The organism is Amycolatopsis albidoflavus, assembly GCF_039525725.1.
GTDB lineage: Bacteria > Actinomycetota > Actinomycetes > Mycobacteriales > Pseudonocardiaceae > Amycolatopsis > Amycolatopsis albidoflava.
The window spans coordinates 19723-34347 of the sequence record NZ_BAAAHV010000025.1; the positions used below are offsets into that span (position 1 = coordinate 19723).

Annotated in this window: 12 protein-coding genes; 4 read left to right on the plus strand and 8 right to left on the minus strand. The window is 70.1% G+C overall.

Annotation, left to right across the window (positions count from 1 at the left end; translation table 11 throughout):
- Positions 1 to 66: 66 nt before the first annotated feature.
- Positions 67 to 1038 carry an NAD(P)/FAD-dependent oxidoreductase gene (locus ABD156_RS39780; RefSeq protein ID WP_344286205.1) on the plus strand — a complete coding sequence of 324 codons (972 nt, stop codon included), beginning with the start codon at positions 67 to 69 and terminating at the stop codon, positions 1036 to 1038.
- A gap of 118 nt (positions 1039 to 1156) precedes the next feature.
- Here the strand turns inward: ABD156_RS39780 and ABD156_RS39785 are convergent, their stop codons facing one another.
- The 6 genes from ABD156_RS39785 to ABD156_RS39810 form a co-directional block, all read right to left on the minus strand.
- Positions 1157 to 1918, minus strand: coding sequence for a S1 family peptidase (locus ABD156_RS39785; RefSeq protein WP_344286206.1), 762 nt, complete (start codon positions 1916 to 1918; stop codon positions 1157 to 1159).
- An 18-nt stretch (positions 1919 to 1936) separates the two neighbouring features.
- Entirely contained in the window at positions 1937 to 2995 is a 1059-nt protein-coding gene (gene glpX, locus ABD156_RS39790) for a class II fructose-bisphosphatase (protein ID WP_043828132.1), read from the minus strand.
- Positions 2996 to 3084: 89 nt separating this feature from the next.
- A complete protein-coding gene (locus ABD156_RS39795; protein ID WP_020664931.1) occupies positions 3085 to 3309 on the minus strand; it encodes an exodeoxyribonuclease VII small subunit in 225 nt (74 codons plus the stop codon).
- Positions 3306 to 3761 carry a hypothetical protein gene (locus ABD156_RS39800; protein WP_344286269.1) on the minus strand — a complete coding sequence of 152 codons (456 nt, stop codon included), beginning with the start codon at positions 3759 to 3761 and terminating at the stop codon, positions 3306 to 3308. Before ABD156_RS39800 ends, ABD156_RS39795 begins: the two co-directional genes overlap by 4 nt.
- Positions 3761 to 5026 carry an exodeoxyribonuclease VII large subunit gene (gene xseA / locus ABD156_RS39805; RefSeq protein WP_116202707.1) on the minus strand — a complete coding sequence of 422 codons (1266 nt, stop codon included), beginning with the start codon at positions 5024 to 5026 and terminating at the stop codon, positions 3761 to 3763. The genes ABD156_RS39800 and xseA overlap by 1 nt, the downstream gene beginning before the upstream one ends.
- Positions 5023 to 5655 carry a lipid droplet-associated protein gene (locus tag ABD156_RS39810; protein WP_344286207.1) on the minus strand — a complete coding sequence of 211 codons (633 nt, stop codon included), beginning with the start codon at positions 5653 to 5655 and terminating at the stop codon, positions 5023 to 5025. Before ABD156_RS39810 ends, xseA begins: the two co-directional genes overlap by 4 nt.
- Positions 5656 to 5805: 150 nt before the next feature.
- Here ABD156_RS39810 and ABD156_RS39815 point away from each other — a divergent pair, with 150 nt between their 5' ends.
- A complete protein-coding gene (locus tag ABD156_RS39815) occupies positions 5806 to 6816 on the plus strand; it encodes a 4-hydroxy-3-methylbut-2-enyl diphosphate reductase (RefSeq protein WP_344286208.1) in 1011 nt (336 codons plus the stop codon).
- A gap of 248 nt (positions 6817 to 7064) precedes the next feature.
- Here the strand turns inward: ABD156_RS39815 and ABD156_RS39820 are convergent, their stop codons facing one another.
- Both ABD156_RS39820 and rmuC read right to left on the minus strand, forming a co-directional pair.
- The gene (locus ABD156_RS39820; RefSeq protein WP_344286209.1) at positions 7065 to 7955 is read right to left on the minus strand and encodes a DUF6542 domain-containing protein; all 891 of its coding nucleotides are present in this window, start codon (positions 7953 to 7955) and stop codon (positions 7065 to 7067) included.
- A 1152-nt stretch (positions 7956 to 9107) separates the two neighbouring features.
- Positions 9108 to 10022, minus strand: a complete 915-nt coding sequence (gene rmuC / locus ABD156_RS39825; RefSeq protein ID WP_344286210.1) for a DNA recombination protein RmuC — start codon at positions 10020 to 10022, stop codon at positions 9108 to 9110.
- 228 nt (positions 10023 to 10250) lie between these two features.
- Here rmuC and ABD156_RS39830 point away from each other — a divergent pair, with 228 nt between their 5' ends.
- Both ABD156_RS39830 and ABD156_RS39835 read left to right on the plus strand, forming a co-directional pair.
- Entirely contained in the window at positions 10251 to 11405 is a 1155-nt protein-coding gene (locus ABD156_RS39830) for an exonuclease SbcCD subunit D (RefSeq protein WP_344286211.1), read from the plus strand.
- Positions 11402 to 14365: an AAA family ATPase gene (locus tag ABD156_RS39835; RefSeq protein WP_344286212.1), complete on the plus strand. Its 2964-nt coding sequence runs from the start codon at positions 11402 to 11404 to the stop codon at positions 14363 to 14365. Before ABD156_RS39830 ends, ABD156_RS39835 begins: the two co-directional genes overlap by 4 nt.
- Positions 14366 to 14625 lie beyond the last annotated feature (260 nt).

A 14625-nucleotide genomic window follows, 5' to 3' on the forward strand; every position in this document is an offset into this window, starting at 1 on the left:
CCCACCCCGGTAGGCTCGGTTGTGTTCTCGATCACCGCCACCCACCACTGGCATGGAGCGAGCCTCATGGATTACGACCTCGTCGTCATCGGAGCCGGTCCCACCGGCCTCTTCGCCGCCTACTACGCGGGATTCCGCGGCCTCTCGATGGCCGTCGTCGATTCGCTGCCCGAACCGGGCGGCCAGGTCACCGCGATGTATCCGGAGAAGATGATCTACGACGTCGGCGGGTTCGCCGCGGTCCGCGGCCGGGATCTCGTGCAGGGCCTGGTGGACCAGGTCGCGCCGTGGAAGCCGGACTACCTGCTCGGGCGCAAGGCGGAGAAGCTGGAGAGCGTCGAAGGCGGCCTGGAACTGACCCTCGACGGCGGCGACGTGCTGCGCGCGGGAGCGGTCCTGATCACCGCGGGCATCGGCGAGTTCACGCCGCGTCCGCTACCCGCCGGAGACGGCTGGCTGGGCCGCGGGATGGTCCATTTCGTCCCGTCGCTCGCGGCCCACGAGGGCCAGCACGTGGTCGTGGTCGGCGGCGGGGATTCGGCGTTCGACTGGTGCCTGGCCCTGCATCCGGTCGCGGCGAGCGTGACGCTCGTGCACCGCCGCGCGAAGTTCCGGGCCGCGGAGTCGATCGTGCGGCAGGTGCGAGAGTTGGGCGTGCGGTTGGTGACCGACGCGGAGGTGTCCCGGTTCGTCGAAGCCCCGGACGGGTCTCTGACGGCGGTTGACGTGACAGTGAAGGGCGAGGCGGACGAGCAACTGCGCGCGGACGCTGTGGTCGCGGCATTGGGATTCACCGCGGATTTGGGGCCGATTGAGAGCTGGGGGCTGGAAATCGACCACCGGGCGATTTCAGTGGACTCGACTATGGCGACGGCGCGGCCACGCGTTTACGCGGCGGGAGACGTGGCGGCGTATCCGGGGAAGGTGAAGCTGATCGCGACCGGGTTCGGGGAGGCGGCTACGGCGGTGAACAACATCGCGGTGGCGTTGAATCCGGAGGCGCATTTGTTCCCGGGGCATTCGAGCAACGTCGAGTGACGCCGTAGCCGGAAGCGGAGCCGCGCGGCCGGCAAGGTCGAATGGAGACATTTGGCCGACCTGGCGGTGGATTTCCGTTGGGACGTAAGGCGGACTGCGAGCTGCGACGTCGGGTGAATCAGCCGGTTTTCTCCGCGATCCAAGGCTGATACGCCACCGCCGACGTAGCGATCGACGGAGCCGATCCGCACGTCGACGAGCGGTTCCCCGGGCGGCTGACCATCCCGGCCAGCACCCACCGGTCGCCGTCGCGGGTCAGTTCCGGTCCGCCGGAATCGCCGTAGCACGAGCCGGATCCGCCCGGGCTTTCCGTGCACAGTTCGGAGGTTCCGTCGAACGTCGCTGTGCATTTCGCGCCCGGCACCAATTGCGTGTCGAGCTGGCGCAGCGACTTCGAGACCGGCCCGCAATTCGGCGTCGCGCAGGTCTGGCCCCAGCCGATTACCCGGACCGCCGTGCCCGGTGCGGCCGAACCGCCGATCGCGATCGGGGCGGCCTGCACCGGGGCGGTCAGCCGGATCAGGCCGACGTCGCCGGTTTGCGTTTCGGCGTTGAAATGCGGGTGCAGTACGAATTCCGCCGCTTTCGGCGTTTCCCCGCCCGCGTCCGCGTCGTTGCTGCCGACGCGCAAGCCGATCGTCGCCGGGTCCTTCGCGGACAGGCAGTGCGCCGCGGTAACCACCCAGGTCGGCGTGATCAGGGAACCGCCGCAGAACAGCGCGCCGCCCGAGGTGTGCAGGGACACCGCGAACGGGTACGGCTGGTCCGCGTCGGTTCCGCCGACGATCGACGGCACAGCAGGCCCGGCCGAAGCGCCGCCCGCGCTGAGCACGACTCCGGCGAGGACGGTCAGCGCCAGCGCGAACAGCCGTTTCGACACCGGGAACTCCTTGGCAGATCAGGGAAGCGGAGGCACCGCGCGCTCGTCCTCGTCGAGGTCGAGGTTGCCGTCGAAGTTGACGGACGAGTACGCCCGCAGCTTCTCGAGCCGGTGGTAGCCGTCGATCATTCTGACCGTCCCGGACTTGGAGCGCATGACGATCGACTGCGTCGTCGCGCCGCCCGCCCGATAGTGGACGCCGCGCAGCAGGTCGCCGTCGGTGACGCCGGTCGCGCAGAAGAACACGTTGTCGCCGGTGACCAGATCGTCGTTGAGCAGGATCCGGTCAAGGTCGTGGCCCGCGGCGAGCGCCTTCTCGCGCTCGGCGTCGTCCTTCGGCCACAGCCTGCCCTGCAGCTCGCCGCCGAGACACTTCATCGCGCACGCGGCGATGATGCCCTCGGGCGTGCCGCCGATGCCGAGCAGCATGTCGACGCCGGTGGTCGGCCGGGCCGCGGCGATCGCGCCCGCGACGTCGCCGTCGGAGATGAACCGGATCCGGGCTCCCGCCTCGCGGACCTCCTTGACCAGCTGTTCGTGCCGCGGCCGGTCGAGGATGCAGACCGTCACGTCGCTGACGCTGGAGTTCTTCGCCTTCGCCACGCGCCGGATGTTCTCCGCGACCGGGGCGGAGATGTCCACCTTGCCCGCCGCGTCCGGGCCGACGGCCAGCTTCTCCATGTAGAACACCGCGGACGGGTCGAACATCGCCCCGCGCTCGGCGACCGCGAGCACGGCCAGCGCGTTCGGCATGCCCTTCGCCATGAGCGTGGTGCCGTCGACCGGGTCGACCGCGACGTCGCAGTCCGGGCCGTCGCCGTTGCCGACTTCTTCGCCGTTGAACAGCATCGGCGCTTCGTCCTTCTCGCCCTCGCCGATGACGACGACGCCGCGCATCGAGACGGTGGAGACGAGCTGGCGCATCGCGTCGACGGCGGCGCCGTCGCCGCCGATCTTGTCGCCTCGGCCGACCCAGCGGCCGGCGGCCATCGCGGCTGCCTCGGTCACCCGCACCAGTTCCATGGCGAGGTTGCGATCAGGCGCTTCGCGTCGGCTGCGGTCACTGGCGGTGGTCATGGTGGCCTCCCGGAACACGGTTCGTCAGCGGGTGCCCAGTCTGTCAGATCCCTAGACCACCTGACCGATTCAGCAACGCATGGTGCACGTCACTCTGTGTCGTCGTCGGTCTCCACCGAGGCCAGTGCGGCCTCGATCCGCTCGCGGGCGCCTTCCAGATGCCGCTCGCACACCTTGGCGAGCTGCTCGCCCTTCTCCCAGAGCTCAAGCGATTGCTCCAGGGAAAGCCCGCCGGCTTCCAGTTCCTTCACGACCTCGACGAGCTGATCGCGGGCCTGCTCGTAACCGAGTCCGGCGGTGTCTGCTTCGCTCACGTTCTCCGACCTTGTGGTGCACGGGGCTGTTCGCGCAGACTACCGTGTCCGGCAGACATTCCAGGGGAACCAGGCCTGCCCCGCCGCGGGCAAGCGACCACCGCACTGGCCATCGCGTGGTCGTAACCGACGAACGCCAGCGCGAACTCCTGCCCGTCACCGTCCGCGATGGCGTCCTCGAGATTCTCCTGCGCGCTCGCCACCCGGCGCCGGTGGCCGGTTCCCTCGGCGAACCACCACCGCACGCCGACGTGCTCGGACGTCGCCTCGGACAGTCGCCTGAGCTGCGGAGCCAGCCCGCGCCGGGCCGCGGTGCCGCAGCCGGCGAGCAGGGCGGTCCAGCATTCGTCGGCGGCTCGGTCGGTGACCAGGGCCTGCCTCAGCAGGAGACCGGCGTTGAGCCGGGCGGCGGCGTCCACCGTGAGCGGGAGGAACGCCGGGGCCCGGTGCATCACGGCCGGTCTCCTTCCGGTACGGGTGTCGTCGGCTCGACGGATTCGGCCACCGCCTGGACCGCCCCGTCGGCGACCCGTACGCGCAGCTGCGCTCCGTCCTCGATCTGGGAGACGGAGCGGAGCACGTGGAGGTTGCCTGCGGAATCCGTGAACTGGACGACGGCGTAGCCGCGCGCCATCGTGGCCGCCGGGCCGAGCGCGGCCAGCTTGCCCCGCGCGTTCGCGACCTCGGCCTGGTCCTTGGCGAGCAGGCCGAGCATCGCGCGACGGCCGCGTTCGCGGTGCATCTCGACGTCGCTGAGGCGGCGCTCGATCGGACCCAGCGGATCCGCCAGCGACGGACGGCTGCGCAGCTGGGTCAGCAGCCGCGTCTCCCGGTCGACCCAGCCGTGCAGCGCGCGACGGCCGCGGTCGCGCATCTGCCGCACCCGTGCGGTCTCCTCGCGGACGTCCGGCACGATGCGCTTGCTCGCGTCAGTCGGGGTGGAACAGCGCAGGTCGGCGACGTGGTCGAGCAGGGGAGTGTCCGGCTCGTGGCCGATGGCGCTGACGATCGGCGTGCCCGCGGCCGCGACCGCCCGGCACAGCGCTTCGTCGGAGAACGGCAGCAGATCCTCGACGCTGCCGCCGCCGCGGGCGATGACGATCACGTCGACGTCCGGGTCTTTGTCCAAAATGGACAGTGCACGGAGGATTTGCGGAACCGCTTGCGTACCCTGCACAGCGGTGTTCAGCACCTTGAACAACACGTGCGGCCAGCGCGCCTGCGCGTTCGCCAGCACGTCCCGCTCGGCCGCCGACGCGCGTCCGGTGATCAGCCCGATTCCCTTGGGCAGAAAGGGAATCGGCCGTTTCCGTTCGCGGGCGAACATGCCTTCGGCGGCCAGCAGCTTGCGCAGCCGTTCGATCCGCGCGAGCAGTTCGCCGATGCCGACTGCGCGGATCTGGTCCGCGCGCAGGCTCAGCGTGCCCCGGCCGAAGAAGAACGACGGCTTCGCGTGGATGACCACTCGGTCGCCTTCGCGCAGCGGCGTCGGCAGTTCGCGCACCAGCCACATCGGACAGGTGACGGACATCGAGACGTCCGCGGACGGGTCGCGCAGGGTCAGGAACGCGGTCTGCGTGCCGGGCCGCGCGTTCATCTGCGTGACCTGGCCTTCGACCCAGACGTCGCCGAGCCGGTGGACCCAGTCGCCGATCTTGCGCGCGACGGTGCGGACCGGCCAGGGGTTCTCCGCGCTGGTCGCGGGGTCGTTGCTCACTGGCCTTCCGCGGGGTCGCCCGGCTGTTCCTCGGCCTTGCGGGCGTTGCCGATCCGCCGTGCGAGCATGCCGACGAACGACGCGCGGTCGGCGTTGGCCTTCTCGTACTCCAGCAGTTCTTCCAGCTGGGGCACGGTCAGCCGGCGCAGCCGAGCGCGCAGCTGCGGCAGCGTCAGCTCGTCGTAATTGCCCAGGCCGGCCGGGCCGGAGCTGTCGTTCTCGCCGTCGGAATGCTCCTCGGCGAGCGCGCGGGTCTCCTCGACCCACGGGTCGTCGATGTTTTCCGCGGCGAGGTCCGGCGGCGGCGTGCGGTGGCCGTTGGTGCGCGGCTCGGGCAGGTCGTCGACCGGCACGAGCGTGGGCCGGGACGGGGCGAATTCGGGCTCGGCGTCCTCGTCGAACGTGGCCCAGCTGGGCGTGTCCTCGACGGGACGCAGCATCGACAGCGCGTCGTCGCCTTTGATGGCCAGCTCGGTGACCTGCTGCTGGACGCGCATGGACAGCTGCAACACCTGGCTCACGACGGTGACCGGCAGGCCGGTGAGCTGCTTCGGGAGCTCACGAACCCGCTCGGCGGTGGTGACGGCGAGGCCCGCGGCGACCCGGAGGGGGAGCGGGAGTGGCTTCATGGGTCCAGCGTGCCGTATCAGGGCCGTCCTGCCCAACCGAACGGGTGGCCAGGGGCGCCGGACGTGACGCCCGGCACAGCCTGAATGGCCGCCGCCATCATCCGAACGAGGACTTCAACCCCGGATCGGCACTGCCCGTACCCTGGAGGCATGACTTCAGCGAGTCCCGGAACCGAACCCGCCGGTACCCCGACGATCTCCCGGTCCGGCGCCGCCAAACGCGTGCTGCTCGCGAAGCCGCGCGGGTACTGCGCCGGCGTTGACCGCGCGGTCGTCGCCGTCGAGAAGGCGCTCGAGCTGTACGGGCCGCCGGTGTACGTGCGCAAGGAAATCGTGCACAACCGGCACGTCGTCGAGACGCTGCGCGAACGCGGCGTGATTTTCGTCGAGGAGACGTCCGAGGTGCCCGAGGGCGCGCTCGTGGTGTTCTCCGCGCACGGCGTCTCGCCCGCGGTGCACGCCGAGGCCGAGGAACGGAACCTGCGCACCATCGACGCGACCTGCCCGCTGGTCACCAAGGTGCACAAAGAGGTCAACCGGTTCGCCAAGGACGACTACGACATCCTGCTGATCGGCCACGAGGGCCACGAGGAGGTCGAGGGCACGGCAGGCGAGGCGCCGGACAAGGTGCAGCTGGTCGACAAGCCCGAGGACGTCGACAAGGTGGACGTGCGCGACCCGTCGAAGGTGATCTGGCTGTCCCAGACCACGCTGTCGGTGGACGAGACGATGGAACGCGTCGACCAGTTGCGCGGCCGCTTCCCGACCTTGGCCGACCCGCCCAGCGACGACATCTGTTACGCCACCACCAACCGCCAGGTCGCGGTCAAGGCGATGGCCCCGGAGTGCGATCTGGTGCTGGTCGTCGGCTCGAAGAACTCGTCGAACTCGAAGCGGCTGGTGGAAGTCGCGCTGAAGGCTGGCGCGTCGGCTTCGCACCTGATCGACTTCGCGTCGGAGGTCGACGAATCGTGGCTGGAGGGCGTGTCGACGGTCGGCGTCACGTCGGGGGCCTCGGTGCCGGACGTGCTGGTGATGGACCTGCTGAAGTGGCTGGCCGAGCGCGGGTACGGGCAGGTGGACGAGGTGACCACGGCCAACGAGAAGATCGCGTTCGCGTTGCCCAAGGAGCTTCGGAAGGCTGTTAAGTCGGAGTCCTGACGGGCTTTGGGTCTGGCTGCTTGCCTTTTGTCGGGGTCTGCTGCGACTGAGGGTTTGGTGCGGTGCCGGGAATCTGGCTGCTGTGGCCGAGAAACCGTCAGGACCCGTGCAGCTACCGACCTGAGGCCAGAGATTTCTTTGCACCACAACGAAAAGGCCGCCGATCCCGGTTAAGGGATCGGCGGCCTTTGTCGTTTGCCTGTGCTGTCTGACCGCGGCTGTGCCTGACGCGAGTAATCCGCGCTGGGTCAGCCCTCGTCGTCCCAAGGACGCTGGCGGCGCGGCGGTTCCCGGCGAGGCGGACGCGGACGCCCGGGCGGCGGTTCGTCCCCGCGTGGCCGACGACGCGGCGGCGGTGCGTCACCCCGCGGATCACGACGGCGCGGATCCCCTTCCGGCGGCCGGGGACGACGGCCCTCTGGCGGCGGCTTGCGGCCACCGCGCGGAGCGTTCGGGTCCATCGGCTCGCGCCGAGGGCGGGCACCCGGGTCGCCCGGCGGACGGGGGCGTCGCGGCGGCGGAGCGTCGAGATCGCGCGGCGGCCGGCGACGGTTGCCCGGAGGCGGCGTCTGCCCGGTGCGCCCGGCAGGCGGCCGCGAGCGAGGACGGTTCGCGGCTTTGTCGTCGTCCTCGTCCCGGGTGCGCGGCAGCTTGCCGTCTTTGATCTTGACGGGCGCGTCCGGGTCGCGTTCGCGATAGATCCGGAAGAAGCCGAAGAGCAACGTGACGCCGGTGGTGACCGCCATCGTCGGGAAGCCCTTGATCAGCGGCGTGCCGATGTTGAGCAGCTTCGACAGAGTGTCGCTGGCCTCCGGGCCCCCGCCGGTCAGCAGCACCACGCCCGGCACGGTGACGGCGAGCACCAGCGGCGGCTGCACCATCGGACCGAACAGCCCACGTTTTTGCACCGCGCCGACCGCGATCACGGCCCCGAGGAAGTAGGCCGCCTTGAAAACAAAACCGAGGCTGCCGGTGGACTTCTCGTCGATGATGGCGCCGAGCACTGCCAAGCCGAAGCCCACGAGCACAGCCGCCCACCAGGGCAGGCCGCGCCTCGTGCCGACGACGAGACGCTCGTCCCACGGCACGGGGGCGTCATCGGCATCGGGATCGCTCTGGCGATCGCGTATCGCGGTCACGAGGCACACCGTAGCCCGTACTTGTCACGATCTTGTTGGCACTGCCGAGGACAGCACGAAGCAGCCACTCGACCGCATGACATTTCGTACGGTCGAGCGGTACTCGCGGTACGGCCTGCCCGCCCCGCTCCGCCGGACGGGGAACCAGTGGACCAGACCTCTGACCAGCGGTGATACCGACGGTATGGTCTGACTGCCCGTTCCCGGCCCTGCGCTGGCCCCAGGCTATGCCACCGCCCGACGGCCGCGACGGCGGCGTCGCCGGTTCCGTTCCGGAACATTCGCCGTTCTGGAACTTGACCGGGAATTGACGTTCCCGCGAACCGCCTGAGCATCCGGATCCTGCCCGCGCGACGTCGGAACCCTGCCCTTTCGCTCGCCGCGACGGCAGTGTCCAACCTGGACTTCGCCGTTCGTTCTGGGCAATCCGGACTCCGTCGCACGCCCGGTCGACGCGCGTCGCAGCGCCTGGCCGGGAGCCGCGGGAAGCCGCTTGACCGTGGCGGGCCATGACCACGCGGACCAAGCCCATCGCCTCAACTGGAGACGCGTGTTCGCGGATCACGGATCACCGGTCATCGGGATGGCGACCCGGCTGACTGCGGACGCCTCCCGCGCCACCGCGATGGCTACCGCGCTCACGGCAACGCCCGAGCGGGGCGTGCCTCGTGACGCTCGGCGGGCCTCGCACGCAGGCTCATTCCGCCGGATCGCGCCGTCGAACCCGCGCGGCCGAGGGGTACCGCACCCGAGCGCGGCCGAGAGGCACCCCGCCGGAGCGCTGCCGAAGGCCGCCCGACCGGAGCGCGGCCAAGGCTCGTTCCGCCGGACCGCTCGCCTGAGGCTGTTCCGCCAGACCGCCCGCTTACAGCCGAGCCGCCAGACCGCCTGCCTAAAGCCGTTCCGCCGGACTGCCGGACCGCTCGCCTGAGGCCGAGCCGCCGGGCCGCTAGCCAAGATGCCGCCAGACCGCTAGCCAAAACCTCGTCTCGTCCAACAGCACCACGAGCCTTCAAACCCCAGCCCGTGTTCCGCGCGTCTCAGCCAGCCTCCCTGGCGTCATCAACCAACGCTGCCGGACCCAGTCCCGCGAGAGCATGCCGACGACCGTCCGATCGCGACTGTCGAGCCCGCGGCCATCGCGCCGCGACCTCAACCAGCTGCCACCTCGTCTCCCTTCCGAAGCTGCGGCACCGGTGCCGGACTGCCCGACGCGTCGGTGAGCGGCGCGACCGTCGCGCGGAACGACTCCAGCGCCTCGAGTTCCCGGCGGCGGGCCGAGACAAAGCGCTGAAGGTGCGTGGTGGACAGATTCAGCGCTTCGACCGCATTGCCCGCGGCCCGATGTGCGGCGGCGGCGCCCGCGCGCACTTGCTCGACGTCCTCGACGAGCGCCCGGTCGCTCGCGGCGAACAGCGCCGCCGACGCGAGCACCCCGAATCCCGTGGGGCCGCACAGGAATACGCGGCGGTCGATCAGCCAGCGCAGCAGTTCGGGATCGGTGTCGAGAGCGGCGACCACGGCCGCGTCGGACGGGACGAACATGACGGTGCCGTAGATCGCGTCCGCCCAGCGCTGGTAGCCCTTGCCCGCCAGCTCCGCCGCGCGGGAGCGCAACTGCCGGACGTGGACGCGCAGCGCGTCGAGCCGTTCTTCCGGATCGTCGGTCTCGACCGCCTCCGCCCAGATTGCCATGCTCGCCTTCGCGTCGACCGGCACCGCCCGGCCGCCGCCGACATTCAGCACCAGGTCAGGCTTCGCGCTCCCGCCGCCGCCCAGATCGGTCTGCAGGGTGAAGTGCAGTCCCTCCCGCAGTCCGAGTGCGCGCGCGGTCTCCACGAGCACCTGTTCGCCGAGTTCGCCGCGGCCGTGGATCGACGCGAACGCCACCTCGTACCGGCGCAGCGCGAGTTGCTGCTGGTCGCCTTTCGCGCGCTCCGCCGCCACGAGCCGAGCGGCCGCGTCGGCCCGGCGCATTCCGTCGTTGTACAGCCGCCAAAGCACGACGACCGCGACGCACAGGAGCAGCGCGAGCACGATGGCCGCAGTGGTGATCACCGTCTCCACCCGGTCCTCCTTTCCGTCGGGTCCGTCGGGTGTCCGGACGCGAGACATCATGGCGGACCCCACCGACAAAAACCGGCACGCACGGTCGCGCTGTGTAGCTGACCTGCGACTTTGCAGATTCGGTGCTGGGCGTGTCCCCACGGACCTGATCGGCTTCGTACACACGTTCGAGTGGGGCATCGGCGTGCCTGCGGGATTTCGTCGGGGTCTGCTCCTAACGTGGTCGCCGTGAGAGTCCTCCATACCTCTGATTGGCACATCGGCCGCACGTTCCACGGCGCCGATCTGCTTACCGAACAGGAGGCCGCCCTCACGCACATCGCCGAACTCGTCGACCGCGAGTCGGTCGACGTCGTGGTGGTGGCCGGTGACATCTACGACCGAGCGGTGCCGTCCGCCGAAGCTGTCCGCGTCGCCACGGCCGCGATGACCCGCATCCGCCGGGCCGGCGCGGAACTCGTGATCACGCCGGGCAACCACGATTCGGCCGCGCGGCTCGGCGCGTTCGCCGAATTCGCGGCGGCGGGCGGGCTGCACGTCCGCGCGACGGTCGAAGGCATCGCGGAACCCGTTGTGCTGCACGACGAACACGGCGCGGTCGCGTTCTACGGCATCCCGTATCTCGAACCCGAGCCGTCGCGGCACGCCTTGGGCGTGCCGGAGGCGCGCGGCCACACCGGCGTGCTCGGCGAGGCGATGCGGCGGGTGCGCGACGATTTGGCCGGTCGTCCGGGGACGCGATCCCTGGTGCTGGCACACGCTTTCGTCATCGGCGGCGAGGCCAGCGAATCGGAACGCACCATCGCGGTCGGCGGCGTCGAGCAGGTTCCCGGCTCGGTGTTCGACGGCGTGGACTATGTCGCGCTCGGCCACTTGCACGGTCCGCAGACGCTCGCGGAACACCTCCGGTACTCCGGAAGTCCGCTGGCGTACTCGTTTTCCGAAGCGCGGCAACGGAAATCGGTGTGGTTCGTGGATCTCGACGCCAACGGCCTGGCCGAGGTCCGCCGACACGAGCTGCCCGTGCCGCGTCCGCTCGCGACCCTCTCCGGCGAACTCGCCGCTTTGCTCGAGGACCCGGAGCACGAGCAATGGCGAGAGCATTTCCTCTCGGTCACCGTCACTGATCGAGTCCGTCCGATCGATGCGATGCGGTTGCTGCAGGACCGCTTTCCCTATGCGGTGCACATGGATTGGCGGCCAGACGGCGGGGCCGCCGGCACCGAACTGAAGTACGCCGAGGCGGTACGCGGGCGCAGCGACATCGAGATCGCGCGCAGTTTCCTCGACGACTGCCGCGGCGCTCCGCCGACCGAACGCGAGGAGCGGCTGGTGCACCTGGCGCTCGAAGCGGCGAACCGGACGGCGGTGGCGAAGCTGTGAGACTGCATCTGCTGGAGGTGGAAGCCTTCGGCCCCTACGCGGGTCGAGAGGTGGTGGACTTCGACGCCCTCGGCGCCGACGGTCTGTTCCTTCTCCACGGCGACACCGGCGCGGGCAAAACCACGCTGCTCGACGCGATCGCGTTCGCGTTGTTCGGCGTAGTTCCTGGCGCGCGCGGCGACGTCAAGCGATTGCGGTGCGATCTCGCCGAACCCGATCGGCAGACCGAGGTCGTGCTGGAGCTGACCGTGCAGGGTCAGCGGCTGCGGATCGTGCGCGGTCCGGAGTACCAGCGACCGAAGAAACGCGGCGACGGGTTCACCACGCAGCAGGCCCGGGTCTCGCTGACCTGGGTCGGCGAACCGCCTGCCGGGCTGCCGCCGGACGGAAGCATCCGCATCGACGAGGTGGCGCGCACTGTCGAGCGGCTGCTGGGAATGACGGCGGCGCAGTTCTTCCAGGTGGTGCTGCTGCCACAAGGAGAATTCGCGAAGTTCCTCCGCAGCGACACCACGGAACGCGAGAAGCTGCTGGAACGGCTTTTCGGCACCGAGCGGTTCTCCGACGTCGAACGCTGGTTCGCGGACCTTCGCACGGAACGCGGCCGTGCGCTGGAAAAGCGGCAGCAGGAGGTCCGCGAACTGCTCGCTCGCTACGCGCAGGAAGCGCAGCAGGAACCGCCGGAGGAAGGACAGCCCGAGTGGGTCGAGGCTGTCCTGACCGAGATCGCTGCCCGGGCCGAGGCAGCGGAAACCGAAGCAGCGCAAGCACGTTCGGCGGCGAAGTCCGCTGACGTCGCGCTGCGCGAGGCGGAAGAGGACGCGGACAAGATCCGCCGCGTCCGCATCGCGCACACCCGGCTGACGCAGATCGCTGAGCAGGCGACTGAACGTGCCGAGTGGACGGAAGAGATCGCGGCGGCTCGGCGCGCTGCCGCGGTGGTGCCTGAAGCCGAGTTGATGGAGCGGCGCACGTCCGAACTCGGCGACGCGCAAGTGCTGGTGGCAGACCGGATCCGAGACCTCGCCGAGCTCGGTTTCGACGCGGTCGGGCTTGCCGTCGCCGACCTTCGCGAGCGCGCTGGCTCCGTTCGCGAGGAGGCGGGTGCTCTCGCCGAGTTGGCCGCGGAAGCGACCCAGCAGAAGCGCGACGAACAACGCCGTGCGGAGCGGCAGAAAGTCGCGAAGAAAGCTGCCGAGCAGGTTGCTGGTCTTGCGGAGCGGCTGGACAAGCTGCCCGGTCTCCTCGCCGCTGCGCGGACCGAAGCGACGGCGGCCGCAGAAGCGGCGGCGAAACTGGACGGCGCCAAGTCCCGCGTCGACGAGCTGACGGCGCTCACTCGTGCGGCCGAGGAGTTGCCGCCAGCGGAAGCCAAGGTCGCGCGTGGCGAAGCGAAACTGCGCGAAGTGGTCGACGAACATCAGGCGGCTCGGCAACGTCGGCTCGATCTCCGCGAACGGCGTCTCGACGGCATGGCAGCCGAGTTGGCTGCTGGCTTGGCCGATGGAACGGCGTGTCCGGTGTGCGGGTCGGCCGAGCATCCGGCACCGGCGAACCACGACGCGCCGCTGGTTGACGCGGCCGAAGAACGCGCAGCCGAAGACGCCGAACAGAAAGCGTCGGCATTGCGACAGCGAGTGGTGTCCGCGTTGGAGGAAGCCAAGGCGCGGGTCGTCTCCTTGCGGGAACGATTGGACGGACGCGCCGCGGAGGAGATCGCGACCGCGCTGACCGAAGCCCGGGCGGTCGTCGCGGAACTCGCTGGAAAGGCGCAGCGCAAAGACCAGCTGACCAGGAAGGTAGCCGAGCTGGAACGCGGTGCCGAGCAACTGACGGAACAGCGTCGTCTCGCCGAGCAGACGGTCACCGAGGCGAACGGCGAGATCCGGGCCTTGGCCGAGCGGATCGCCGAACGCGAACAGCGGCTGATCGCGGGCAGGGGAGACTTCCCGGACGTCCCCGCGCGACGGCAGCACCTGCTCACGTTTGCCGGAGCGCTCGACTTGGCAGCTGAGGCGCACACCGCGGTGTCCGGAGCGGAGTCACGGCTCGCGGAACAGCGGGATCTGGTGGAGATCTCGTTGCACGCCAAGGGGTTCTCCACCCTTGAGGAAATGCGCGCGGCCGTCCGCAGCGATGAGCAGGTCACCAAACTCGAACAGGGCCTCGCTGAGGCGGAAGCGATGGCCGCCGGTGCGCGGGAGATGCTCGCGCAACCGGAACTGTTCGGGATCTCGCCGGACGATGCGGTCGAGGTCGCGCCGTTGACTGAGCGGGCAAAGGAGACGCGTGCGCGCGCAGACACCGCTTTCGCCGCGCGGCAAGCGGTTTCGGCGCAACACCGCGAACTGGTGAAGCTGGCCGGGCGGCTTGGCACTGCGCTGTCGGAGCTGCGGCCGTTGGAGGAGGAACAGGCCGAACTTCGGGCGCTGTCCGAAGTGGTCAATGGGCGAGGGCAGAACGCGCGGAAGATGTCGTTGCGCTCGTACGTTCTGGCTGCCCGGCTGGAAGAGGTCGCGCTCGCGGCGACCGCGCGATTGCGGACGATGAGCCAGGGCCGCTACTCCTTCGTGCACTCGGACGCGGCCGGCGCACGCGGCACGAGGGGCGGCCTGGGTCTCGACGTGCTGGACGACTACTCCGGCACGGTGCGCCCAGCGAAGACGCTGTCGGGCGGCGAATCGTTCCTCGCGTCGCTCTCGCTGGCGTTGGGCCTTGCCGACGTGGTGGCAGGCGAAACCGGTGGTGCGCTGCTCGACACCCTCTTCGTGGACGAGGGTTTCGGCACCCTGGACGCCGAAACGCTGGACGTGGTGATGAACATCCTCGACGAACTCCGCGCCGGCGGCCGCGTGGTGGGCCTGGTGTCGCACGTCGAGGAACTCCGCCAGCGCATCCCCACGCGGTTGCGGGTGCGGAAGTCCCGCACCGGGTCGAGAGTGGAGTTGCAGATGGCTTGATGAAGCCCAGAGCGACGGCCGAGTCGCTGCCGGACGCCTTGACCCGATGTGGGCGAGGCGGCGGGCTGGCGGGGCGCGTTGGCCTGATGTGGGCGAGGCGGCGGGCTGGCGGGGCGCGTTGGCCTGATGTGGGCGAGACGGTGAGCTGGCGGGGCGCGAAAGACCGACGTGGACCCGTGGGGTGGCGCGCTGGCAGCGGTGGACGCGGCGGGATGGTTGCGAGGCGGCATGCCGACCCGTGGCGAGCTGCGGCTAGCCGG